This window comes from Kushneria sp. EE4 (assembly GCF_977968315.1).
On sequence record NZ_OZ386212.1, the window covers coordinates 1,083,991 to 1,107,223 of the forward strand.

The 23,233-nt window shown below is 58.4% G+C and carries 22 protein-coding genes; 6 read left to right on the forward strand and 16 right to left on the reverse strand.

What is annotated here, in order from left to right; genetic code table 11:
• Positions 1 to 7 precede the first annotated feature (7 nt).
• The 4 genes from ACXMYO_RS04970 to flgL all read left to right on the forward strand — a co-directional run bounded on the left by ACXMYO_RS04970 (position 8) and on the right by flgL (position 4,953).
• The gene (locus ACXMYO_RS04970; RefSeq protein ID WP_438767236.1) at positions 8 to 1,138 is read left to right on the forward strand and encodes a flagellar basal body P-ring protein FlgI; all 1,131 of its coding nucleotides are present in this window, start codon (positions 8 to 10) and stop codon (positions 1,136 to 1,138) included.
• Entirely contained in the window at positions 1,138 to 2,265 is a 1,128-nt protein-coding gene (flgJ, locus tag ACXMYO_RS04975; RefSeq protein WP_438767237.1) for a flagellar assembly peptidoglycan hydrolase FlgJ, read from the forward strand. The genes ACXMYO_RS04970 and flgJ overlap by 1 nt, the downstream gene beginning before the upstream one ends.
• Before the next feature lie 105 nt (positions 2,266 to 2,370).
• On the forward strand, positions 2,371 to 4,002 hold the full coding sequence (flgK, locus tag ACXMYO_RS04980) for a flagellar hook-associated protein FlgK (RefSeq protein WP_457807991.1): 1,632 nt from the start codon (positions 2,371 to 2,373) through the stop codon (positions 4,000 to 4,002).
• A gap of 12 nt (positions 4,003 to 4,014) precedes the next feature.
• Positions 4,015 to 4,953: a flagellar hook-associated protein FlgL gene (gene flgL, locus ACXMYO_RS04985; RefSeq protein WP_457807992.1), complete on the forward strand. Its 939-nt coding sequence runs from the start codon at positions 4,015 to 4,017 to the stop codon at positions 4,951 to 4,953.
• A 138-nt stretch (positions 4,954 to 5,091) separates the two neighbouring features.
• Here the strand turns inward: flgL and fliR are convergent, their stop codons facing one another.
• From fliR to fliF, 13 genes are all read right to left on the reverse strand, one after another.
• Positions 5,092 to 5,874, reverse strand: coding sequence for a flagellar biosynthetic protein FliR (fliR, locus tag ACXMYO_RS04990; protein WP_457807993.1), 783 nt, complete (start codon positions 5,872 to 5,874; stop codon positions 5,092 to 5,094).
• An 11-nt stretch (positions 5,875 to 5,885) separates the two neighbouring features.
• Complete coding sequence (fliQ, locus tag ACXMYO_RS04995; RefSeq protein ID WP_115853248.1) at positions 5,886 to 6,155, reverse strand: flagellar biosynthesis protein FliQ; 270 nt, start codon at positions 6,153 to 6,155, stop codon at positions 5,886 to 5,888.
• A gap of 70 nt (positions 6,156 to 6,225) precedes the next feature.
• A complete protein-coding gene (gene fliP / locus ACXMYO_RS05000) occupies positions 6,226 to 7,008 on the reverse strand; it encodes a flagellar type III secretion system pore protein FliP (protein WP_438767241.1) in 783 nt (260 codons plus the stop codon).
• Entirely contained in the window at positions 7,005 to 7,559 is a 555-nt protein-coding gene (gene fliO, locus ACXMYO_RS05005) for a flagellar biosynthetic protein FliO (RefSeq protein ID WP_457807994.1), read from the reverse strand. The genes fliP and fliO overlap by 4 nt, the downstream gene beginning before the upstream one ends.
• 46 nt (positions 7,560 to 7,605) lie before the next feature.
• Positions 7,606 to 8,124: a flagellar motor switch protein FliN gene (fliN, locus tag ACXMYO_RS05010; RefSeq protein ID WP_457807995.1), complete on the reverse strand. Its 519-nt coding sequence runs from the start codon at positions 8,122 to 8,124 to the stop codon at positions 7,606 to 7,608.
• Positions 8,117 to 9,124, reverse strand: a complete 1,008-nt coding sequence (gene fliM / locus ACXMYO_RS05015; RefSeq protein ID WP_438767245.1) for a flagellar motor switch protein FliM — start codon at positions 9,122 to 9,124, stop codon at positions 8,117 to 8,119. The genes fliN and fliM overlap by 8 nt, the downstream gene beginning before the upstream one ends.
• A gap of 6 nt (positions 9,125 to 9,130) precedes the next feature.
• Positions 9,131 to 9,622 (reverse strand): flagellar basal body-associated protein FliL, encoded by a 492-nt coding sequence (gene fliL / locus ACXMYO_RS05020; protein ID WP_438767246.1) that lies wholly within the window; start codon positions 9,620 to 9,622, stop codon positions 9,131 to 9,133.
• 247 nt (positions 9,623 to 9,869) lie between these two features.
• Positions 9,870 to 11,471: a flagellar hook-length control protein FliK gene (locus tag ACXMYO_RS05025; protein WP_457807996.1), complete on the reverse strand. Its 1,602-nt coding sequence runs from the start codon at positions 11,469 to 11,471 to the stop codon at positions 9,870 to 9,872.
• A gap of 30 nt (positions 11,472 to 11,501) precedes the next feature.
• On the reverse strand, positions 11,502 to 11,948 hold the full coding sequence (gene fliJ / locus ACXMYO_RS05030; RefSeq protein ID WP_438767248.1) for a flagellar export protein FliJ: 447 nt from the start codon (positions 11,946 to 11,948) through the stop codon (positions 11,502 to 11,504).
• A 61-nt stretch (positions 11,949 to 12,009) separates the two neighbouring features.
• Positions 12,010 to 13,386 (reverse strand): flagellar protein export ATPase FliI, encoded by a 1,377-nt coding sequence (fliI, locus tag ACXMYO_RS05035; RefSeq protein WP_438767249.1) that lies wholly within the window; start codon positions 13,384 to 13,386, stop codon positions 12,010 to 12,012.
• A gap of 27 nt (positions 13,387 to 13,413) precedes the next feature.
• Positions 13,414 to 14,106, reverse strand: a complete 693-nt coding sequence (locus ACXMYO_RS05040) for a FliH/SctL family protein (RefSeq protein WP_438767250.1) — start codon at positions 14,104 to 14,106, stop codon at positions 13,414 to 13,416.
• Positions 14,099 to 15,103: a flagellar motor switch protein FliG gene (gene fliG / locus ACXMYO_RS05045; RefSeq protein ID WP_438767251.1), complete on the reverse strand. Its 1,005-nt coding sequence runs from the start codon at positions 15,101 to 15,103 to the stop codon at positions 14,099 to 14,101. The genes ACXMYO_RS05040 and fliG overlap by 8 nt, the downstream gene beginning before the upstream one ends.
• Positions 15,090 to 16,835 (reverse strand): flagellar basal-body MS-ring/collar protein FliF, encoded by a 1,746-nt coding sequence (fliF, locus tag ACXMYO_RS05050; protein ID WP_438767252.1) that lies wholly within the window; start codon positions 16,833 to 16,835, stop codon positions 15,090 to 15,092. The genes fliG and fliF overlap by 14 nt, the downstream gene beginning before the upstream one ends.
• Before the next feature lie 264 nt (positions 16,836 to 17,099).
• Between fliF and fliE the strand changes: the two genes are divergently transcribed.
• Positions 17,100 to 17,423, forward strand: coding sequence for a flagellar hook-basal body complex protein FliE (gene fliE, locus ACXMYO_RS05055; protein WP_438767253.1), 324 nt, complete (start codon positions 17,100 to 17,102; stop codon positions 17,421 to 17,423).
• 219 nt (positions 17,424 to 17,642) lie between these two features.
• Here the strand turns inward: fliE and ACXMYO_RS05060 are convergent, their stop codons facing one another.
• Positions 17,643 to 17,768: a hypothetical protein gene (locus ACXMYO_RS05060; protein WP_457807997.1), complete on the reverse strand. Its 126-nt coding sequence runs from the start codon at positions 17,766 to 17,768 to the stop codon at positions 17,643 to 17,645.
• Between the two features lie 690 nt (positions 17,769 to 18,458).
• Here ACXMYO_RS05060 and ACXMYO_RS05065 point away from each other — a divergent pair.
• Entirely contained in the window at positions 18,459 to 19,355 is an 897-nt protein-coding gene (locus tag ACXMYO_RS05065) for an ATP-grasp fold amidoligase family protein (RefSeq protein ID WP_438767254.1), read from the forward strand.
• Positions 19,356 to 19,409: 54 nt separating this feature from the next.
• Here the strand turns inward: ACXMYO_RS05065 and ACXMYO_RS05070 are convergent, their stop codons facing one another.
• Together ACXMYO_RS05070 and ACXMYO_RS05075 are read right to left on the reverse strand one after the other, a co-directional pair.
• Entirely contained in the window at positions 19,410 to 20,543 is a 1,134-nt protein-coding gene (locus tag ACXMYO_RS05070) for a diguanylate cyclase (protein WP_438767255.1), read from the reverse strand.
• A 465-nt stretch (positions 20,544 to 21,008) separates the two neighbouring features.
• Positions 21,009 to 23,129: a flagellin N-terminal helical domain-containing protein gene (locus ACXMYO_RS05075; protein WP_457807998.1), complete on the reverse strand. Its 2,121-nt coding sequence runs from the start codon at positions 23,127 to 23,129 to the stop codon at positions 21,009 to 21,011.
• Positions 23,130 to 23,233: the final 104 nt, after the last annotated feature.

Genomic DNA, 23,233 nt, shown 5'->3' on the forward strand with positions numbered 1-23,233 from the left:
CCTTACGATGATGGCAATGTTGAAATCTGTCTCCCTGCGCTGTGCGGCGCTGCTGTTGAGCGGTTGTGCGCTGATGGCGCTGACCTGTCAGGTTCAGGCTGCCCGGCTGGGCGACATTGCCACCTTTGAAGGCGTGCGCTCCAACCCGCTGGTCGGCTATGGCCTGGTGGTGGGTCTGGACAACACCGGTGACCAGACCATGCAGGCCCCCTTTACCGGACAGTCGGTCACCAACATGCTCTCCGAGCTCGGGGTCACGGTCCCGGCCGGTACCAACATGCAGCTTAAAAATGTTGCCGCCGTTATGGTCACCGCCGAGCTGCCGCCGTTTTCAAGCCCGGGGCAGAAACTGGATATCACCGTCTCCTCGGTCGGTAACGCCCGCAGTCTGCGCGGCGGTACCCTGCTCATGACCCCGCTCAAGGGCGCCGACGGCCAGATCTATGCGCTGGGACAGGGCAATATGGTCATTCCGGGCATCAGTGCTCAGGCAGCCGGCAGCAGCGTTCAGGTCAACCAGACGTCGTCCGGGCGTATTCCGGGCGGGGCGACCATCGAGCGTACGGTGCCGGTCCAGATGGCCGAGCAGGGGCGTATCAATCTGGAGCTCAAGGATGCCGATTTCAACACGGCCCTTCGCACCATGAACGCCATCAACAATGCCATGGGCCAGGGCGTTGCGGTTGCCCAGAATTCTCGAGTGATTTCGCTGGCAGCACCGATGGACAGCGCCTCCCAGGTCTCTTTCATGGCGCGCATACAAAACATTGACGTCGATCCGGGCGTGGTCACGCCGAAGGTCATCATGAACGCGCGCACAGGGTCGGTGGCGATGAATACGCGTGTCACGCTCAATCGTGCCGCCATCGCCCATGGCAATCTCTCGATTACGATCGATTCCAACCCCATTATCAGCCAACCGAATGCGCTGTCGGGCGGGCAAACTGCGGTGGTACCCAATGCCGATATCAACGTGCAGGAAGAGTCCGGGGCGCTGAGCATTGTCAGCGGCGAAGCGGATCTGAGTCAGGTTGTGGATGCCCTGAACCGTCTGGGGGCAACACCCAACGACCTGATGGCCATTCTTCAGGCGCTGAAATCGGCCGGTGCGCTCAATGCGGATCTGGAGATCATCTAATGGCGATGGACAGTCGGGGAAGTTTTGCACTCGATGTACAGGGGCTTTCGAAGCTCAAGTACAGCGCGCGCGACAATCCTCAGGAGAGTCTCAAGGAAACCACGCAGCAGTTTGAAGCGCTGTTTTTGCAAAAAATGCTGAAAAGCATGCGCGATGCCATGCCCAAAAGCGATCTGCTCAAAAGCGACAGCATGGACACCTACACCAAGATGCTGGATCAGCAGTGGGCGCAGAATCTCTCCGAGCAGGGGATCGGTCTGTCCGACATGATGATCAAGCAGCTGTCGAAAGACAGCGGCGGTGATGATGCCGGTAGTGTCGATCCGCTGGAAACGCTGCGGGCGCAGTCGCGCAATATCCCCTCGGCGATGGCCATGCCACTGAGCGAGGAGCAGTCAAGGCGCAATGCAGGTCTCGAGGCGAGCAGCAACGTTGTCAAGCCGGCTGAACAAAAGCGCGGGCCGCTGATCGAGGGTTACGCCTCGCTGGATGGCGGGCTCCAGGCGCGTGTTGATCATCAAAAAATGATGGCCGACGTTGCACCGCACGTCTCCTCGTTTGTCACGAAAATGGGCTCTGCCGCGCGCGCGGTCAGCGAGCGCACCGGCATACCGCATCAGCTGATTCTGGCGCAGGCCGCCCTTGAAACCGGCTGGGGCGCCAAGGAAATTCGCACCAGCGATGGCAAGGCCAGTCACAACCTTTTCAACATCAAGGCCACCGGTGGCTGGCAGGGCGATCGGGCAAGCGTCATGACCACCGAGTTTGAGGCGGGCAAGGCGCAAAAGGAGCGCGCTGCCTTTCGCGTCTACGACTCCTATGAGGCTGCGTTTTCTGACTATGCACGGCTTTTGACCGAGAATCCGCGCTATCAGCCGGTGCTTGATGCGCGAACGCCCGAAGCCGCGGCGCACGCCCTGCAAAAATGTGGTTATGCGACCGACCCGCGCTACGGTGAAAAGCTGGTGTCCATCATGTCGCAGATGCCGGGTGATGCGCCCGGTGTTTCCCGATCGTTGTATGCCTCACGTACCCAGTCAGGTCAGGAAAGCGATACCTCGGCGGTGGCACAGCGACGAGCTGCCATGGCCTATGCCGTTGAAAACGAAGCCAGCAGAATCTTTTGATCCATCGGTGTCATGACAGCAGGGCACAATGTTCTAAAAGTTTCCGGCCATCGGCCGATAGTACATGACAGATAACACCCTTAAGGGCGCGTGCGAGGAAACACCATGTCCGGTTCATTGATGGGGTCAGCGCTGAGCGGGTTGCGAGCAGCCCAGATTGGTCTGAATACCACAAGCAATAACATTGCAAACGTTAATACCGAAGGCTACAACCGCCAGATTACCGGGCTTGCCGAATCAAAAGGCACCAGTGCCGGTGGCCTCTTTTCCGGCAGTGGCGTGAGTGTGACCGGCGTGCAGCGCCAGTATGAACAATATCTCAGCACCCAGCTCAACGAAGCCAACAGCGAGCTGGGCGCCAGCAAGTCGCATCTGGCCCAGATGTCACAGATCGATAATCTGCTGGGCGACGGCGATGCCGGTCTCAACAAGCAGATGCAGTCCTTTTTCAAGGGCGCGCAGACCATGGCCGACAGTCCGGCAGATACATCAGCGCGCCAGGCCATGCTCGGCAATGCCGAAAGCATGACCGCTCAGTTTCGCGCCACCGACAGCTATCTGAAAAACATGTCGGACAACACCGTGGCCCAGATGGGCGGTGCCGTCGATGAAATCAACAGCTATTCAAAACAGATTGCCACGCTCAACGTCCAGATTACCCAGACCCAGTCCAAAACCGGCACGCCGCCCAACGACATGCTGGACCAGCGTGATCTGCTGGTATCGAAAATGAGCAAACTGACCGGTGTGTCCGTGGTGGATCAGGACGGTCAATACATGGTGTCGCTGCCCACCGGCCAGCCGCTGGTAGCCGGCAAGCAGGTACAGTCCTTGCAGATGATGGCCTCCGAGGACGACCCGACCCGTCAGGGGGTGGCGCTCAAGACCAGCGATGGCAATCTGTTTGAGCTTGATGAAAGCAGACTGACCGGCGGCACCCTGGGTGGGCTGGTACAGTTTCGCAGTCAGTCGCTGGAGCCGACCCAGCAACGAGTGGATCAGATCGCCCACGCGCTGGCCACCAGCATCAACGATCTGCAGACCAACGGTTTCGATCTCGATGGCGACGCCGGCAAGGCGCTTTTTACGGCCAACACCCCGACCGTGGTGGCCAGCAGTGCCAACAGCGGCGGCGGCGTGCCTTCGGTGTCGTTTAGTGATGATGTGACAAAAGTGGCCGCCGGCAACTACAAGCTGACCGTTAACAGCAATGAGACCAGCGGCTATTCGCTGACGCGTCTGGGCAGCGGACAGGCGGTCAATGCCGCAGACGCGGGTCTGGAAATCAATCTCCCGCAGGGTCTGGCCAACGGCGACAGCTTCGTCATCAAGCCGCTGAACAACGCCGCCGGGCAGTTGAGCGTCAGCAGCGACATGACGCCGGAAGGCATCGCGGCCCGGGGCAGTCTGAGTGAGGGCGTACGCGGCAACAGCAATGCGCTGGCCATGGCCGGTGTTCAAAATGAGAAGCTGATCAACGGGAGCACCAGCCTGAACACGGCCTACGCCTCGATGGTCAGCGATGTGGGTAACAAAACGGCCACGCTCAAAAGCAGCAACGAAGCCCAGACCCAGATTTCCCAAGAGATCAAGAGCGCGCAGCAGTCGGTGTCGGGGGTCAATATCGATGAAGAGGCCGCCAACATGCTCAAGTATCAACAGCTTTACAGTGCCAGCGCACAGATGATCAAGGCCTCTTCGGAGATGTTCAACACGCTGATCGGCATCATGCGTTAAGGAGTATCAATAATGCGTATCAGTACTTCAATGATGTTCGAGCGTAGTCAAAACGCCATGCAGAGTCGCCAGAGCGACCTGTCGAAGGTGGGCGAGCAGATGGCCAACGGCAAGCGTGTCGTGTCGCCCTCGGATGACCCGCGCGCCGCGTCACAGGCGCTGGTTGTCAAGCAGGATCAGGCCGTTCAGGAGCAGTACAGCAATAGCCGAACCACGGCGACCAATACGCTGTCTCTGCAGGACAACACTCTTGATAGTATGGGCGATCTTTTAAACTTGGCGAAGACGCTGGTCATCAAGGGCGGCAACGGCACCTATACCGACAGTGATCGGGCTTCGGTGGCAACCGAACTTGAAGGGCTCTATAACCAGATGCTGGGGCTTGCCAACACCCGGGACAGCAGCGGTCAGTACATGTTTTCGGGCTCGAAAGGAGACGTAAAGCCTTTTGAAACCGGCGAAAACGGCATGGTCGAGACCTATGCCGGCGACACGCAGCCGTTGAACCTGCAGGTGGATGCCTCACGCAGCATGAACGTCAACGCGGCAGGGTCGGACGTTTTCAAGGTGCCTGCTAAAGGTGGTGACGCCGAAAGCGATCTCTTCAAGGTGTTCGAAGGTGCCATTGCGGCGCTGAGAACACCGCAGACATCGGAGAATCAGGACGAGCTGCGGGCCACGCTGGATCAGGCCAACCGTCAGATCGACCGGGGCAGTGACAACGTTTTGAGCGTGCGCTCATCGATCGGCAGCAAGCTCAACGAGCTGGACGTGCTGGATGATATCGGCATGACGCGCACCATCAGCAACACGAACACCCTTTCCGATCTGCAGGATCTGGATTACGCCGAAGCCATCTCCCGCTACACGCTGGGGCAGATCGGGCTGGAGGCGTCACAGAAGATGTTCATGCAGACGCAGCAGACCTCGCTTTTCAGCCTGATCCGCTAAAGATAGAAGTAACGCCTCATCAAAAGCCCCCATGTCGATTGCGACATGGGGGCTTTTCTGTCATGTCCGGAGCGAGCGTTGGCATGCGGTATCAACGCTTGCCTGCCGGCGCCCTGAAGAGGGCTCGCTATCGGTTGGTCAGGAGAACAGCTCCGTGACGCTGACCATCTGATTGAGGGCACTTTCAAACATGCGCTGAAAGACCGTACCCAGCTCGGGGGTCATGAAGGTGAGGAGCGTAACGCCGGTGGTCAGGGTAATGGGAAAGCCCACTGAGAAGACCGAGAACTGGGGTGAGGCCCGGTTGAGGATGCCCATCGATATATTGATGATCAAAAGCGCTGTCAGTACGGGCAGTGCCATCAAAAAGCCTGCCGAAAAGATGAAGCTTCCCCAGCGTGCGATGGCCTCGAAACCGGCCGGTTCAAGCCCCTCCCGGCCAATGGGCAGACGCGTAAAGGTTTCAATGAGCAGTCGAATCATGATGGTATGGCCGTTGAGTGCCATGAACATTAAAATGGCAATCATGTTGAGAAAGCGCGCCAGTACCGTGGTGGTTCCCTGAGCTTCGGGAGAATAGAACGAGGCAAAGGAGAGGCCCATCTGCAAAGCGATGTAGTCACCGGCCGCCTGAATGGCGGCAAATACCAGCCGCATGACCAGTCCAAGCGCCGCGCCGATGATGAACTGCTGGATGATGACCATGATGCCCGCCCAGGAGGCCGGGGGGATCGCCGGTATGGGGGGCAGTACGGGCGCCACGATGATGGTCAGAGCGAAGGCAAGCCCGACCTTGGCGGTTCGGGGAATCGAGGTTTCGCCAAAGATGGGGGCGACACCAATGAAGGCCAGAATTCTGACAAAGGGCCAGAGAAAGGCCGTCAGCCAGCCGTCCAGCTGGGCGGAAGTAATCTCCAGCAAGGGAGGGCCCTCTAACCGATCATGCCGGGAATGTTATTGAAAAGCTCCCGGGTAAAGTCGGACAGCGTGCCCAGCATCCAGGACCCGCCGATGATCAGCGTCGTAAAAACCGCCAGAATCTTCGGGATGAAGGAAAGCGTCATTTCATTGATCTGGGTGGCTGCCTGAAAAAGGCTGACCAGCAGACCGACCGTCAGCGCCACCAGCAGCAGCGGGGCGGCAATCAACAGTGTCAGCATCATGCCGCGATAGGCCAGACTCATTACCATTTCCGGTGTCATGAAGCCACTCCTTGAAGTCGAGACAATGCGGGGTTGGTACCCCGGGAATATCCAGCCGCCGCCGGCATGGCTACATATAGAAACTCTGCGCCAGAGACCCCATCAAAAGCCCCCAGCCATCGACCAGTACAAACAGCATCAGCTTGAAGGGCAGCGAAACGATGGCCGGCGGCACCATCATCATACCCAGTGCCATCAAAACGCTTGCCACGACCAGATCGACGATCAAAAACGGAATGAAAATCGTGAACCCGATCTGAAAGGCGGTTTTTAATTCACTGGTCACAAAGGATGGCAGCAGCAAACGCATGGGGACATCTTCCGGGCCGTCCATGGCGGGCATGTTGGCAATGCCGGCAAACATGGCAATGTCGCTTTCACGCGTTTGATGCAGCATGAACTCTCTTAGCGGCTGACTGCCGATTTCGATGGCTTGCGGCATCCCGATATTGCCCTCTGACAGCGGCTGCCATGCCGTTTCATAAATCTGCTCAAACACCGGTGACATGACAAAAAAGGTCAAAAACAGCGCCAGACCGACCAGCACCTGATTGGGCGGCGAAGACTGAGTGCCCAGCGCGCTGCGCAAAAGCCCCAGCACAATGATGATGCGCGTAAAGCCGGTCATCATCAAAAGCGCGGCCGGCAAAAAGGCCATCGAGCTCAAGAGCACCAGCGTCTCGACGGAAAGACTCCAGGACTGACCGCCGCCGTCCATGGGCTGGCTGGTCATGGCCGGGAATTCGGCCGAAGCGTGGACCGGCAGTGACACAAGACATGCCAGCAACAGCAAAAACATCGGCAGGCAGTGTCGGGTCCGGTGAGGCAGACGGAGCAGGGCACAATGGGTCATGGGCGCCTATCAAAGCGCTGTGACAGCGCACGCTTGAAGCTTTCGGAAAAGGAAGGGCGAGAAGAGGCCGTTTGATCGACGGGTGACCCGGTAGTGTTGAGCGGGTCCCGGGATTTTGCCGGCATCTCGTGAAGTCGATTAATGCTATTGGGTGTGACGCCCAGAACCAGCCAGGTCTCTTCTACCTCAACGACCACCACGCGCTCGCGGGCGCCAACGCTTTGGCTGGCCACAATGCGAAGCGACTGACCCTGTAGGCGTCGCCCCGGCCCCAGGCGTTTCATGAGCGCTCCCAGTCCCCAGATCAACAGCAGTACCAGCGCCAGACCCAGCGCCGTCTTGCCCAGACTCGCCACACCCAGGCCGCTGTCCTGGGCCAGGGAGGCGGGCGAGGAGGTCGCTGGCGTCACGCCGACATGGGTACTGCCGACATGGTGGGCGCTGTCCAGCGCTTCGGCATCAAGCGAGCCATCGGCGAAAGGCCGTGCGTGTTTCAAGGGGGCGGAGGCCGTTGCCTCGCGCGTGTTGCTGTCGGTCATGGGATGACTCATATCGTTTCATTCAGTGGACACGACTTAGCACGAGCGAGGCATGCATTCAACGATTAAGCTTATGAATGCGTTCAGAGGGCGTAATAATATCGGTAATACGGATACCGTATTTGTCCTCCACAACCACGACCTCACCCTGAGCAATCAGGTAGCCATTGATCAGGATGTTCATGGGCTCACCGGCCAGACCGTCAAGCTCCACGACCGATCCCTTGGCCAGATCCAGCAGCTCACGAATGGTCATGCGGGTCCGGCCAAGTTCAACCGACAGCGTGACCGGAATCTCCATGATGACATCAAGCTCGCGGGACTGACCGTGAGCGTCGGTGCCCGACAATGGCCGAAAGATCCGGTCGCTGGCGGATTCTGTCGTGGCAGCTGCAGCCGCGGGGGCCGGCACTTCGAGTTCGTGTTCCGGTGTTTCACCGGTTTCGGCGAAGGCCGCGCCCCAGTCGATGTCGTCCTCGTCGGTGCCAGCTCCCTGCTCCTGCATGGCACTGGCCCAGTCATCGGGCATCTCGTCGATCTTGTCGTTGGGTGAATCCGGATTTTTGGGATCAGTCATGATGCGTATTCCTGTGGGCATCGATGGGACGATGGTCGATCAATCTTTTGACGCGCAGACCCTTCTGGCCATTGAGACTGCCGTAATCGCAGGCCATGACCGGTACACCGTCGACGCGCACGTTGATGTCCTGAGGCAGATCGATGGGCAGCACATCACCCACCGACAGCTTCGAGATCTTGCTCAGGGTGGTTTCGATCGTTGTAAAGTCCGCGACCAGATCCACGCTCGAGGATTTCACCTCACCGGCAAGACGCTGCATCCTTTCGCGATCTTCTTCCGGGTCGTTGCGCTGCAGCGGTCCGGAAAGCGTTTCGCGAATGGGTTCAATCATCGAGTAGGGCATGCAGATGTGAAAATCACTGCCAAAGGCGCCTACCTCGACGTGAAAGGTGGTATTGACCACCAGTTCATTGGCGCTGTTGGTGATGTTGGTGAATTTCACCTGCATCTCAGAGCGCTGGTACTCAAGCTCTACCGGATAGATGGACTGCCAGCCCTCGGCGTAGCTGTCCAGCGTCAGGTTCAAAAGACGCTGGATGATCCGCTGCTCTGTATGCGTAAACTCCCGACCTTCCGACTTGGTCAGGAATCGACCATCACCGCCAAAAAGGCTGTCCACCACCAGAAAGACCAGGTTGGGTGGAAACACGATCAGCGCGTTGCCCTTGAGCGGCTTGATGGCAATCATGTTGATATTGGCCGGTACCGGCAGATTGCGCGTGAAGTCGCTGTATTTCTGAATCTTGACCGGGCCGACCGTAATGTCTGCCGTGCGTCGGATCAGGTTGAACAGCGCCATGCGAAAGCGACGGCCAAAGCGCTCGTGAATGATATCGAGCGACTGCAGCCGGCCGCGTACCACACGCTGCTGGTTGGCTGGATCGAAAGGGCGAATACGCTTGGTGCCAACGTCCCCGGAACGCGTCTCTTCTTCCTCGCCACTCACCCCTTTGAGTAGCGCGTCGATCTCTTCCTGGGACAGCATGTCATCTGCCATGGGGGCCTACTGAACGATGAAATCGGTGAAGAGGGCATCGCTTACCGCGACGCTGCTTGTATCGCCATTGAAGGGCTGCTCAAAGGCGCCAATCAATGCTTGTGCCAGAGCCTGTTTGCCGGCCGGCGTGGTCAGTTGATCGCCCTGCTGGCCGGTCAATACCATCAGGATGCGGTTGCGCACCTCGGGCATCTGCTCTCTGAGCGTGCTGGCCGCGGCTTCACCGTCTGCCTTGAGGGTGATGCCGATGTAGAGAATGCGGCCACTGCCATCGTTGAGGTTCACGGTAAACGGCTTGAGCTCGACAAAGACCGGCACGGGTGCCGGCGCACTTTGTACGCTCTCGTGTGTTGTTTCGGCCGGGGTGTCTCCCTTGAGGAAAAACCAGGCACCGGCGGCACACGCCATGCCTACCAGAATGACCAGCAGCGCGACGATGACCCAGAGAAGTTTTTTACTGCCGGCCTTGGCCGGAGGCGTTGCGGTAGAAGTAGTCATGGCGTCAGATCAATCCATCCGGGTTGAGAACACTTGTTCGTTAATCCGTAACATCATGTGTCATGGCGTGTTCGGGTTGATGCCATGGTACGGATTGGCGCGACAAACGATGGATCAAATAGCGCGCTCTCATACGGTTATCTCAACGTTTTGACATTCGATGGGCCTCTGATCAAAACAGCAGGGCCGCGCTGGTAGCGTCCAGAGCGGCCCTGAAGAGCGTTACGTTTTGGTGGTGCAGGGGTAATCAGGCAAAAAGATCGATGCCGCCGTTGAGCGAGCGTCCCGGCAGGGCGCTGATCGAAATCACATCGTTGTCGGCATCAGCGTCGAGGCCGGCAACACTACCCGGGCCATTACGGCCGGCGAGCGCGCCGGGCGTTCGTTCCTGCTGCTGCTGGAAGCCGCCCTGCTGAAAGCTGCCCTGATCACTGACCGAGGCCTGCCCCAGTTCAATGCCATTGGCACTGAAGGCCTCACGAAGCTGCGGCAGGGCAGCTTCGACCGCCGCACGTACCTGGGCGTGATGTGACGCAATATGCAGCTGCGCGCTCTGCTCACCCATTTTCAACGAAATGGACAGCGGGCCCAGCTCGAGCGGGTTCATGTTCAGACGTGCTTCACCGCCACCGCGCATGCTGAGATTGATGGTCTGGCGTTCGAGCGCCGTACTCCACTGGTCGCTGTCCATGGCGGGCAGCGTGGCTGTTGTCACCGCCTGGGCGGCGCTGGGTGCCATCGAGCCGGTGCCGGTCTGACCCGTCAGGGCAGACAGCGTATTCATCGGGCTGTCGCTGGGAGCGGAAGCCGCTGTATGAGCGCCCGGCAGCGTGTCACCACCCGTTCGGAAAAGCGGGCCTTCACGCTGCTGAAGGATCTCGCCGAAAAGACGGCTGCTGTCGCGCGGCTGAAGTCCTTCACCGGAGAAGCGCTCGCCCGTTCTGGATTGAAGGGCATCGCCGGAGAAGCGTTCGCCCGGCCTGGACTGAAGGGCTTCGCCGGAAAGACGCTCATTTCGTGTCGGCTGTAGAAGCTCGCCAAAAAGACGATCATTTTTGCCGCCATCCTTGTCATGCGCCTTCAATACCCCTGCTGCATCATCCGAGGCTGCGGCATCACGACCGCGCAGCCCCTGCTCCAGCATGGCACTTCGAGCAGGCAGGGCGCCTTCACGTCCGGCAGGCGCCTTTTGTGTCGTTGCTGGCTGCATCAAAAAGCCGGTGTCCATCAGGGCGTACAAAGGGCTCTTGTCGTCTGTCTGCTCGCTGTCGGTCAGACGCCTGCTCTTGTCACCGGGCGCCTCGGCTCTGGCATCGACACGGCTGGCCGCCTGTTTTTCCGCACCGGCCAGCCTGCTGCCGACACGTTCAGTGCCCAGTGGTTCAAGCATCTGGCGGCCATCCGCCAGTGCGGCAATGCTGGCCTGGCGTGCGTCACCCGATGTCTGATCCGTCAGTGTGCGATCGCTGATTCGCTGTGACGTCGCTTCGTCACGCCGGTCACGGTTTTCCAGCCGGTTTCCCTGAAGCTGTTCCAGCGTGCTGGACAGTGTCTGACGAGTGTTGCCGACCTGCATCTGTGCGGGACGACGACCCTCAGCAACGCTTTCACGGCCATCTCCTTTCAGAGGACGGCCTTTCTCATCAGAGCCTGTGTGATCAGCACGAGCCTGTTGCCGAGAGGGCGGCTGCGTGCGTGCATCAGCGGTGGCTGTTGAATCTGCGTTATCGTTGTGGCGCGCTTTTGTATCGTTTAAAAGCGCGCCGAAGCCGTTGTCACCCTCACTGCCTTTGGTGTTGGCGCTGGTAGAACCCTGAGAGGTGATCTGAGCGTTGATTGGCGTCAGCATGCGTCATGTTTCCTGACAGAAAAAACGTGGTTAGAACCCACCCAGCGCAGAGGTTGCCCGACTGGCATACTCATCACTCTGGCGCTGTTCGAGCTTGTTCATGCGGTGCTGCGCTTCCTGCTGGCGTCGGCTGATCAAAACGTCATAGGAGTTCACACGCTTTTGCTGCTGCTGCCAGTTCGTCATGCCGCGGGTAATGCGCCCCTGATGCTGATCGACCTGCTGGCGCTGGTGCTCGATGGCGCGATCGAGCGATGACAAAAAGCGCTGATAGTTCTGAATGGAGGCCATGGTCAGGCCACGCTGCATCGCCTGTTCGAAGCGGCGCAGGTAGTCATTGCGATAATCACTCAACATCTCGAGCTGCGTGTGGCTTTGCTGATGCGCCGAGCGCAGCTGGCCCAACAGTTTGGCCGCGGCGTCTCGATCGCCTTCAGCCAGCTCGATCAACATTTCAAGTGATGAATGATTGGACATGGTCCCCTCGGTATCGGTGGCAGTCAGCCAAATGGCCGTCTGTTGGTCGGTGTCCTGAGCGCTATGAAGTCAAAAGCGATTTGAGCCCTTCTACTGAATGCTCGACATCGGCGCGTTCACTCATGCGCTGCTGCAGGAAGGCTTCCAGTGCCGGATAGAGTCTGATGGCTTCATCCAGCAGTCGATCGCTGCCTGCGGCGTAGGCCCCCACGCTGATCAGATCGCGGTTGCGCTGATAGCGTGACAACATCTGCTTAAAGTATTTGATGCACTCGAAATGTGGTTCGTCGATAAGCGCTGTCATTGCACGGCTTATCGATGCTTCGATATCGATGGCCGGATAGTGGCCGGCTTCGGCAAGCTTTCGGGACAAAACGATATGGCCATCGAGAATGGCGCGCGCCGCATCGGCGATCGGATCCTGCTGGTCATCGCCTTCGGTCAGTACGGTATAAAATCCGGTGATCGAGCCCTTGCCCGGTGCATCGTTACCGGCACGTTCGACCAGCGCAGGCAGCTTGGCAAAGACCGAGGGCGGATAGCCCTTGGTGGCCGGCGGTTCGCCGATGGCAAGGGCAATTTCACGCTGGGCCATGGCGTAGCGCGTCAGAGAGTCCATGATCAGAAGCACGTTCTTGCCACGATCACGAAACTCCTCGGCCAGGCGGGTGGCGTAGGCTGCGCCCTGCAGGCGCAAAAGCGGTGACATGTCGGCCGGCGCGGCGACCACCACGGCGCGACGCTGTCCTTCGGCACCCAGAATGTTTTCGATGAAGTCCTTGACCTCACGACCACGCTCCCCGATCAACCCCACCACGATGACATCGGCCTGGGTGTAGCGAGCCATCATGCCCAGCAAAACGCTTTTGCCCACGCCGGAGCCGGCAAAAAGGCCGAGGCGCTGGCCACGACCCACCGTGAGCAGGGCGTTGATGGCGCGCACCCCCACATCGAGCACTTCCTCAATGGGAGCACGCTGCAGCGGATTGAGCATGGGCGCATTGAGCGAGACGTTGTCCGGCTCGACCAGCGGGCCACGGCCATCCAGTACCCGGCCGCGGGCATCCACCACGCGCCCGAGCAGAGCATCGCCCACCGGCAGCTGCTTGCTCTGGGACTGACTGGCGCCCGGTCGCGGGTTGGCGGGCCAGACGAGCGCGCCGGGCACCAGACCGCTGGTTTCAACCAGCGGCATCAAAAAGAGTCGGTCGCCGTTGAAGCCGACCACTTCGGCCTCGGCTTCTCCCTGACCGTCGGCCAGCTCGACCATGCAGCTACAGCCCAGCGGCAGACGCAGGCCAACCGCTTCCAGTACCAGCCCCGTGGCGCGCGTCAGCCGGCCACGCTCACGATTGGCCGGCAGCTTCTGTACGCGGCGAGTGGCCGTTTCCAGCGTGCGTTTCCACTGATTGAGCATGGCATCACTGTTTACTGACATGGTCGCTGTCTCCTGTCCCGGGTGTCATCAGTGCTTGCCATGGCCGACGGCGTGACGCAGCCGTTCCCATCGATCATCGCGAGTGGCATCGATTTCAATTTGATCGGTTTCCAGTCGGCAGTCACCGCGTGACAGCGATGAATCGCTTTTGAGCTGCCAGCCGGCATCACCCAGCAGGGTGCTCAACTGCTTCTGGACCATGACCAGATCATCGGGATGCACGCAGATGCGCGGCGTGCCGCCCAGGGTCGGGTGTTCCATCATCAGCTTCTCGATATCATCGAGAATGTGTTCGGGCGCCAGCTCCAGCGACCGTCCGGCCAGCTGCCGGCCGGTTTCCAGCGCCAGCTCGACCAGCGCGTAGGCGATATCGTCCTTGAGCTTTCCAGCGGCCGTATCGAAGGCGTTGACCACGTCGGCCACCGGCGCGAGCGCCTCGTGCAGGCGCGACTCAAGCTCGAGCTGGTACTCCTGATGCGCCTGCTCGCGACCGGCTTCAAGCCCTGCGGCATAGCCGGCGTCATGACCTTCGCGTCGGCCCTGTTCAAAGCCTTCCTGACGTGCCTTTTCAAAGGCCTCGCGACGGATATCGTCTTCTTCACGACGCTGAGGGATGTTGTGCTGCTCCAGCACCTCGGGGGAGGGCTGTCGCGCTTCACGTCGTTCCAGACGACCCATCTCCCAGCGCTGCCATGCGCCTTGATCGTTTGACCTAGACATAGGCGTCGTCGCCACCTCCCAGGGTCACTTCGCCGGCATCGGCCAGACGGCGTACCAGCTGCAGGATGTTTTTCTGTTCGGCTTCGACCTGCGACAGGCGAATCGGGCCGCGCATCTGCATGTCTTCGCGCAAAAGCTCTGCGGCGCGCGAGGACATATTGGCAAGGAAGCGGTCGCGAATCTCTTCCGGCGCGCCCTTCAGCGCAATGACCAGCGAGTTGCTGTCGACGTCCTGCAGAATGCGCTTGATGCTGCGATCGTCGATATCGGCCAGGTTGTCGAAAACGAACATCTCGTCAAGGATCTGCTGGGCGAGCGAATCGTCATGATGGCGCACGCTGTCGATAACGCTTTCTTCCTGAGTGCTGTTCATCAGGTTGAGGATTTCGGCGGCGGTTCTCACGCCACCCATCTTGCTGCGCTTGAGGTTCTGACCATCCAGCAACCCGCTGAGCACTTCGGTGAGTTCCTGAAGGGCGGCCGGCTGGACGCCGCTGAAGGTGGCAATACGCAGTACCACATCGTTACGCAGCGATTCATCAAAGCGCGCCAGCACTTCAGAGGCCTGATGACGCTCCAGGTGCACCATGATGGTGGCAATGATCTGCGGGTGCTCATCGCGGATCATTTCAGACACCACGCTGGGTTCCATCAGGTTCAGTGCATCGATGCCTGAATCGTTGCCGGATTCGAAGATGTCTTCCAGCAGGCTCGAGGCGCGCTCCTCGCCCAGCGCCTTGACCAGCACCGACCGGATATGGTCGCTGGATTGCAGGTTCAAACCGCCAAGCTCTTCGATTTCAGTATCAAACTGTCGCAGCACTTCCATCAGACGCTCGTTGGTCAGCTGGGTGAGCCCGGCCATGGCCAGACCCACCTTTTGCACTTCCCGCTGTGACAGATGCTTGAAGACTTCGGCGGCCGTATCGTCATCCAGTGCCATCATGAGAATGGCGCTGCGCTCGATGCCTTCTTCGTTGCCCTCAGTCTTTGCCATTGATCCAGCCTCTGATAATCATTGCGACCATTCTGGGGTCTTTCTGAGCCTGGTCGCGGACCGTGCTCAACAGGGTTTCATGTTCGATGCGCTGACGGCGCTTCTGCTTTTTGGCGATCTGTTCGGCAATGTCGGCCTCGGGCGCCTCTTCCTCGTCGTCATCTCCGGCGGTTGCCAGCAGCGTTCCCGTACCGTTGCTGCCTTCGGCGGTAGCGCCCGTCGTGGTCAGTACGGTCTTTTGACGTTCTACCAGCGGCTTGAGCAGCTTGCGCCAGAGAATGAAGGCGACAATGGCAATCAGCAGGTAGCGTCCCAGCGTTTTGGCCAGAGAAATGATCTCGGGGTTTTCATACCAGGCCAGTTCCGGTGACTCAGGCGTTGCCTGCTGGCTAAAGGCGGCGTTGACCACTTCCAGCGAATCGCCGCGCGCCTCGGAAAAGCCCATCCCTTCACGCACCAGACGCTGGATCCGGTTCATTTCTTCCTCGGACAGGGCAACCATCTCGGTCTGTCCGTCTTCACCCGTGCGTTCGCGGTAGTTCACAACGACGGCTACCGATAGACGCTGTACCCGGCCGGTGTCTTCCTGTACGTGGCGAATGAGCCGGTTGATCTCATAGTTGGTCGTGCTGCTGCGCGTGGAAGAGCGCGGCGCGGCCGGGGCCTGCGTCGTGGTGGTCTCTTCCTCATCAGCATTCTGATCGTTGTTTTGCTGCGCGTTGTTCTGATTTTGTGCGGCGTTTTCGACCGGCGAGGGCACCGTAGGAGCCGGCTGATTGCTCAGCGCCCCGGGAACGCCACCGGCACCACCGCTGCCACTTTGTTCGCTTTCGCTGGACTGAATGCTGCGAACGCTGGCCTGCTCGGGATTCTGGTTGGGGTCATAGGTTTCCTGCGTATGTTCACCGACCGAAAAATCGATATTGGCGGTGACCTGAGCGCGCACATTGTTGTGACCCACAATGGTCGACAGCAGCGTTTCGATACGCTTTTTATAGCTTTCCTCGATCTGCCCGGTGTATTTGAGCTGTGAATCATTGAGGTTGCGGCTGCCCTCACTACCGGACTGCGACAGCAGATTGCCGCTTTGATCCACCACGGTGACCTGATTAACCGGCAGGTTGGACACGCTGGCGGAGACCAGATGCGTAATGGCGCTGACCTGGCCCTCACTGACGGCCCGATTGCGGTAAAGCGTCAAAATGACCGATGCCGAAGGCTGGCGGCGATCCCTGACAAAAACGGACTCCTGCGGCATGGCCAGATGTACGCGGGCCAACTGAACCGCTTCAATGGATTCGATCGAGCGTGCCAGCTCACCTTCCAGTGCGCGCTGATAGTTCACGTGCTCGGCAAACTGACTGATGCCAAACGACTGGCCATCCATCAACTCAAAGCCGACACCGCCGCCCTTGGGCAGGCCTTCACTGGCCAGCGCCATGCGCGTCTGTTCGACTCGCTCGGCCGGAATGAGAATGGCCTGACCGCCTTCCGAGAAGCGGTAGGGCACCTGCATCTGATCCAGCCGGGCGATGATGACGCCACCATCGCTGTCGCTCAGATTGGAAAACAGCACGCGATAGTCGGGCGCACGTGCCCATAAAAAGAGCACGACCAGAATCGCGATGGCGGCAGCGCCGGCCACAATAAGGGGCAGACGCGGATTGGCCTTGAGGCGATCCATCAGTCCGGACAGCTTCTGATCGGTGCCTTGTGTTGCTTGAGCACTCATCACATCGCCTCAGTGTTATTGGGGTTACGCGGGTTCAGCTCGATGGGCATCGGCAGACTCTTTATGCGCTGGGCACCGGAAACGGTGGCGCCCTATACCGGGAGTGGCGTCATTATTACGGGAAGTAACCAGATTGAAGGATCGAATAGCCGTTGTTTTTTTCACTATTTAGAACAATCGACAGGAGCACTTTGACTTTAAGCTGCGCTGCATTCGGTGACAAAATTTACTTTTAGTTACTTTTACTCTCTCGGAGTTACCAACATGTCAGTGGCAGCAGCGGGCCTTCAGGCCCTGGTTCAGCAGATGCAGGGCGTGGCGCAGCAGGCTGGCGGTCAGCACAATGCTGCCCAGCAGGCAGGGGGGGTCAGTTTTGCCGGAGAACTCAAGGGCGCCATCGATCGAATCGATGGCCTGAAGCAGGCTTCCGAGGCCAAGGCCGTGGCGTTTTCACGCGGTGACAGCAATGTGGCGCTCAATGACGTCATGGTCGATATGCAAAAAGCCAGCGTTTCCATGGAAATGGGCGTTCAGGTTCGTAACCGTGTTCTCAGCGCCTATCGCGAAATCATGAGCATGCAGGTATAAGCCAGCCGGATACGAGTATCGAAGGGAGATCGACACTGCGTCTTCGCAGACTCTCCAGATTCATGAGGCGCCCGGAAGGGCGCTTCTTTTGTTATTGGCTTTTCCTGTACGGACCATCAATGATCGCCTCAGGCGACTGTCCGCAGAAGTCTGGCTTGCTGCTGGCAAGCCGTCTGCCGTGACAGGCCGTATTTCCTCAATGGGTCTATTAAAAAGAATTCATGTAATTTCGCGATTGACGGCCCATGGCATGATCCGGCCGCTATCGTCGTGAATATCAAACCTTCTATCGACGCAGGGGGCGCCCAGAATCAGCCAGGGCCCGGCCTTTTTGGATGCTTTCATGTCAGCATTCTGCTTGCCAGAAGAGACGATAAGCCGGCGACACGGACAGGGCTGCAATGGGTCGGCTCGAGGGACGGCGCTGGAGGATTTTTAAGTGAGAAAGTGATGCTCATGATGGGCCTCCCTTGCCGGAGCTGTCGTCAAAAGCGCTCGATCGAGCGAAAAAATTGTGCCGAAACGCTTTTGTATGAAAATGTTCTGATACAGTAAGTCGCAAAAAAACATGAATCCAAACATGGTATTTCAGCGATTCAGGTCATTTATTGAACCATCAGGACAGGGGCGCCTCCGATCGGATGGACGAAAAAGCAGGTTTTTTTCCGGATCGATCGAGAATTAAATTCAATTGAAACAAAGGTTTGTCTGTTTAGTTGATATCGGGCTGAAGGCGGTGCATGCATTGGCCGTGACTCGTGACACCCTGTTGTCGATGGGCCCGGTCAGTGACCCGCGGGATCAGTTATAACCAGGTGTAATGCGCGCTGCGGCACACTTTCTTTAAGTTACTCGTTTTACCTTTTGCGTAGTCAAAGTTACTTACTGAAATATCAAATGACCTCGCAGGGGACGGCAATGGCGGAATTACACGTATTTCCAACCGCAAGTCAGCACGCCAAAGCAGAGATGCAGGGTTACGACGACACAGATCACAAAAAGCTTCTTCCTCAAAAACGCCAGGGCTGGCTGCGAATGATGCGAAGAAGCGTCACCCGCTGGATACCGGATCGCCTCTATATCGCGCACCGCTACCAGAAGCATTTTGGTGTCAGGCCCAACCTGGTCAATCCGGAAACATTCAACGAAAAAATCTGCTACCGGCGTCTGCGTCCCGAGCCCATTTTTTCACCGCTTAGCGACAAGTTGCTGGTGCGTGACTACGTACGTCAGAAAATCGGCAACGATACCCTTTTGCCGCTGTATCCGATTTCGCAGCCCTTTACCCAGCATGATTACGACAGGCTGCCCAACAGTTTTGTGCTCAAGGCCAATCACGGTTCCGGCTACAATCTGGTCGTGCGCAACAAGGCCGATTACAGCTATGCGCTGATGCGCCGTCTCAGCGATCACTGGCTTGCCAGTAATTTCTATCGTGACAGCCGTGAGCTGCACTACCGCAGCATTACGCCGCGATTGATGTGTGAAAAGCTGCTGCTTGATGAAAACGGCAAGATTCCGAAAGACTACAAGTTTTATTGCTTTCGCGCCGAGGGGCAGGCGCCGAAGGTTTTCATCGAGGTCACACACGACCGCTTCACCGATTTTCACGTCGATTATTATGATCAGGACTGGAATCTCGTGGATGTCGTCGATGAGCGTTTCAACACCGGCCAGCCAATCGAGAAGCCGGCCCAGCTGGATCGTGCCATGGCACTGGCACTCAAGCTTTCCGAAGGCTTTGGCTTTGCACGCGTTGATTTCTACCTGATGCGCGATGCGATCTACTTTGGCGAAATCACCTTTACCCCGACCGGTGGCATGAAAAACTTCCGCTCGCCGGCACATGATCGTGCCTGGGGCGAGCTGTTTGATCATCGGGCGATGACGAAAGATTTTGGCTATGAAGATATGGAAGGCAATCGTTATTAAGCAAATGACGCCAGGCGAACCTGCAGGGCGTTGTAGATGCCATACAGGTTCGCACTAACGACAGACGCGATTGCGTCCTTCGCGCTTGGCACGGTAAAGCGCCTTGTCAGCCCGCCGGACCGTTTTGGTGAAGGGCTCCATCGGTCGATCGGCCTCGGCGATGCCGATGCTGATAGTGACATCAATGCATTGGCCGCATACCTGAAAGGGGTGGGCTTGCGTCAGCGCTCTTAGCCTTTCGGCAAGCGTTTCGGCAGCCTCGATACCGGTTTGTGGCAGTACAATCAGAAACTCCTCTCCTCCCCAGCGCACCGCCAGATCGTTACGGCGTAAAGTGCCTTTCAAGCACTCGGTGAAAGTTTTCAATACCACATCGCCGCTTTCATGCCCCAGCGTATCGTTGATTTTTTTAAAGTGATCCAGATCCCCGATCAGGATGCTCATCGGCTTGTTTCCAGCGCCAATAAAGGGGCGCTCGTGAAGCATGCGCTGGATACCGCGCCGATTGAAAAGCCCGGTCAGAGGGTCTGTATCGGCCTGCTGTCTCAGCTTCAGATTGGCACGCTCACCGTTCATCGCGATATAGCCGACATACGCCAGAATGCTGGCCACCTGGTCAAGAATCATCGACAGATGCGCCGTGGCCGACGACGCCTGCGTCGGCGTGAGCTGGAGCAGACAAGCCGCCAATAGAAAGCTGCCACAATAGCCGGTAAAGGCAAATGCCACGACCAGCTGCGACCAGAGCCTTTCACCTCTTGCCCGGACAATCTCGACCACCACCAGGCCTGCGCTCAGGGCAGCGCATGTGAAAAAGACAAACGTTGTGGTCCGTGTCGAAAGATTCAGCCAGGGCGCCAGAAGACACAGCATCGAGGGCAGCATGATCAATATCAAAAGCCCGGGCCAATGCAGGCTGTGCCCGTAGAAACGCCGTAACCCGCTCCATGACAGGACCAGACTTGCCATATAAAGAGCAAAGATCTGCATTTCCACCCAGCTGGGTAACTGCTGATCGGTGGGGTTGTTGAACAACACCAGCGTCCCTGTCAGGGAAGCAAGGACGGCGCCGATCCAGTGCCACAGATAGCGGGCCTCGCGCTGTCGCAGGGCCAGTACCATGAAAACGGCCAGATAGGCACCCCGACTGACGGCGCTCGAGAAGAGAAGCGTTTCAAGATCAAGCATGAAAGCGAATGACCCTCTCTCAATATGCCGGATGATGACCGACATCCCGATGTTTCGATCGTTTGCGACAGCGCTTTGGCGCTCCGGGCAAGTGTTGTTGCATCAGGCGACGGCTCATTTTTTCAGACGGCGACCGGTCGCCCCGTTGAGCGCTGCAGGTTGTGGCATTGATCGGATAGACGCGAGACGAGAACCCGCGCCCGGGCTGTCTCAGCGGCGCTTGAATACGTGGCTGAAAGCGGAAAACTCAACACGTCATGGGCCATCCAGGTGTTCAAACGCGATATGGCATGCTCGGGCAACATCAGGAGAGTGCGTAATGATGCTGCTTGTCCATTGAAATAACGGCTCAGAGCGGCATTTCTTTAACACGATGTAACATATGGACGGGAACAGGTAGCTGATCAAGTAGGCAAGGCGTCGCAGGCTGACAGTATTAATGCACATTCGTGCTACACGTTACGTTTAGCGCAGCAGTGCCAGCACGCTATCCAGACGCTGATTGGCCTGAGCCAGCACCGCCGTACCGGCCTGCTGCGTGATCTGAGCGCGACTCATGTTGGCTACCTCCACCGCATAGTCGGCATCCATGATGTGTGAGCGGGCTTCACTCAGCGCGCCGATGGTTTCGCCCTGCTGATCGATGATCGCGCTCATGCGGTTTTGCGTGGCGCCCAGCACGCTGCGTTTGTCATCGACCCGGGCAATGGCGCGGTCAAGTGCGGCCAGCGGGTCATCCGGGGTTCTAAGGCGAATTTCGGGATTGACCTCCGTCAGCTCGACGGTGCTCCGGGCGTTGGGCACATCGGTAGTGGCGCGCGTGCTCATACGGTAATAGATGATCAGATCGCCACTGCCGGTGCGTGTCTTGAGCAGTGTGCCCATCTCCTCGGTGTTGACCAGTGTCGCGGAGCGGTAGCCGGTGGTGTCATCATTGCCGCTGGCGGCGCGCAGGAAATATTGCCCGTTGTCATCCACGCGCAGAGCGTCTTCGATGCGTCGGCCATCCCGGTCGGTATAGCTGGCGGTCACGTTGCGCGGATCAAGCGTGATGGTGGAGGTACCGTCGACCGTATTGCGCTCGGTCGTAATGGCTCGTTCAGGCGAGATGATCGGTGTGTCCGTCGTGGCGGTGGCAATCACCTGCGGCCGGCTGGCGGCGACACTCTCCGGCGCGACAGCGTAATAGCGGCCACCCTGCTCAAGGTAGTATTGACCATCCTCGGACTGCGTGAGCGTCGTCTCCTGAAACGACCCCGTATTGCCGTTGGCATCAAGATACCGATGGCGGGCATCGTCAATTGACTGGCTATCGACTTCGGTCACAGGCTGCGTGGCCGGTGCTAAAGCCGGTTGCTCCGAGCCCGCCCTGACAATGTGGCCATCAGGTGTGCTCTCTACCGTGGCTGAATAAAAAGCACCGTCTTGGGCGGTCAGATAATAGTTATCGCCTGCCCGGCTCAGCGTCGCGCCATTAACGGTTTGCCCTGTGCTGTCGAAGTAGTCGACATCCTCGTTATTAAACGACACCCCATCAATGGTGGTGGCAGGTGAGGGCGGCCATACCGCTTCGTTATCGGCAAGTCTGGCATCGATGGCGGCGGGGCTGGTGGTTACCCGAGCGGGGTAGTAGGTGGCTTCAGGGCCGCTGCCGCTTTTGATGGAGTGCTGCGATCCGGTTTTGACCAGCTGGTTGTCGCCTTCAAGGGCACCGCCCTGGCGATCGCGAAAGACGCTATCCACGTCCTCGATCTGATACTCCTGATGACTGGTGACCGGCGCGTAGAGCTGCTGGTTGATATCGATGCGTACCTGGCTGGCATCCGTGGCGGTATCGTGAGTAGCGTGTACGCTGGAGGCGAAATAGACGGTGTTACCGTCGCCATCCTGAGCGCGGGTATACCAGCTGGCCGGATAGCCGGCCGTGTTGGTACTGGCCTGCATCAGCTGTGGGTTGCTGTAGCCGGCGGGCAGGGCAAAGTCCGCGGCATTGACAGCAATATCGCGTGCACGCCCTGTCACGATATTGATATCGGTCACCTCGCCGCTGATGCCGGCGACGGTGAAATCGGTCAGCCCGAGTTCCTCCACACTGAAACCGGGCCGGGTCAGATCCACACCCAGCGTTTCACCGTCATTGGCACCCACCTGCACGTTGACTGTTCCCGCCGAGCCATCGAGCAGGTTGATGCCGTTGAACTCTGCCTGGCTATTGAGCCGATCAATTTCCTTCAGGTTAAGATTGATCTCCTGCTGGATGGCATCCTGATCGACCAGTTTGAGCGTGCCGTTGAGCCCCTGCACGGTGAGCTCGCGAATGCGTTGCAGATGATCGTTGACCTGTGAAAGCGCGCCTTCAGCGGTCAGCGACATTGAGGCGCCATCATTGGTATTGCGTCGCGCCTGCTCGGTGCCGCGTAACTGCGCCTCCATTCGATTGCCAATCGCCAGCCCCGCGGCATCGTCCTTTGCGGAATTAACGCGCAGCCCGCTGGATAACCGCTCGATCGCCTGATTGAGCGAACGCTGGGTCTTGTCGAGCTGATTGCTGGCCAAACGAGACGGCGTGGAAGAAACCGTGATCATGCGGATCCTTGAGAAGCGAACAGTCGGATAACAGTGTTAACGGCCAAAGTTTTATGAGGTTTAGACAATAAAAAAATGGCGCATGATATTTTCGATATATGCCC

Coding starts and splice junctions, on each gene's coding strand:
- ACXMYO_RS04970 (WP_438767236.1), top strand. CDS start 8: ATGATGGCAATGTTGAAATCTGTCTCCCTGCGCTGTGCGGCGCTGCTG.
- flgJ (WP_438767237.1), top strand. CDS start 1,138: ATGGCGATGGACAGTCGGGGAAGTTTTGCACTCGATGTACAGGGGCTT.
- flgK (WP_457807991.1), top strand. CDS start 2,371: ATGTCCGGTTCATTGATGGGGTCAGCGCTGAGCGGGTTGCGAGCAGCC.
- flgL (WP_457807992.1), top strand. CDS start 4,015: ATGCGTATCAGTACTTCAATGATGTTCGAGCGTAGTCAAAACGCCATG.
- fliQ (WP_115853248.1), bottom strand. CDS start 6,155: ATGACACCGGAAATGGTAATGAGTCTGGCCTATCGCGGCATGATGCTG.
- fliP (WP_438767241.1), bottom strand. CDS start 7,008: ATGACCCATTGTGCCCTGCTCCGTCTGCCTCACCGGACCCGACACTGC.
- fliO (WP_457807994.1), bottom strand. CDS start 7,559: ATGAGTCATCCCATGACCGACAGCAACACGCGCGAGGCAACGGCCTCC.
- fliN (WP_457807995.1), bottom strand. CDS start 8,124: ATGACTGATCCCAAAAATCCGGATTCACCCAACGACAAGATCGACGAG.
- fliM (WP_438767245.1), bottom strand. CDS start 9,124: ATGGCAGATGACATGCTGTCCCAGGAAGAGATCGACGCGCTACTCAAA.
- fliL (WP_438767246.1), bottom strand. CDS start 9,622: ATGACTACTTCTACCGCAACGCCTCCGGCCAAGGCCGGCAGTAAAAAA.
- ACXMYO_RS05025 (WP_457807996.1), bottom strand. CDS start 11,471: ATGCTGACGCCAATCAACGCTCAGATCACCTCTCAGGGTTCTACCAGC.
- fliJ (WP_438767248.1), bottom strand. CDS start 11,948: ATGTCCAATCATTCATCACTTGAAATGTTGATCGAGCTGGCTGAAGGC.
- fliI (WP_438767249.1), bottom strand. CDS start 13,386: ATGTCAGTAAACAGTGATGCCATGCTCAATCAGTGGAAACGCACGCTG.
- ACXMYO_RS05040 (WP_438767250.1), bottom strand. CDS start 14,106: ATGTCTAGGTCAAACGATCAAGGCGCATGGCAGCGCTGGGAGATGGGT.
- fliG (WP_438767251.1), bottom strand. CDS start 15,103: ATGGCAAAGACTGAGGGCAACGAAGAAGGCATCGAGCGCAGCGCCATT.
- fliF (WP_438767252.1), bottom strand. CDS start 16,835: ATGAGTGCTCAAGCAACACAAGGCACCGATCAGAAGCTGTCCGGACTG.
- fliE (WP_438767253.1), top strand. CDS start 17,100: ATGTCAGTGGCAGCAGCGGGCCTTCAGGCCCTGGTTCAGCAGATGCAG.
- ACXMYO_RS05060 (WP_457807997.1), bottom strand. CDS start 17,768: ATGAAAGCATCCAAAAAGGCCGGGCCCTGGCTGATTCTGGGCGCCCCC.
- ACXMYO_RS05065 (WP_438767254.1), top strand. CDS start 18,459: ATGATGCGAAGAAGCGTCACCCGCTGGATACCGGATCGCCTCTATATC.
- ACXMYO_RS05070 (WP_438767255.1), bottom strand. CDS start 20,543: ATGCTTGATCTTGAAACGCTTCTCTTCTCGAGCGCCGTCAGTCGGGGT.
- ACXMYO_RS05075 (WP_457807998.1), bottom strand. CDS start 23,129: ATGATCACGGTTTCTTCCACGCCGTCTCGTTTGGCCAGCAATCAGCTC.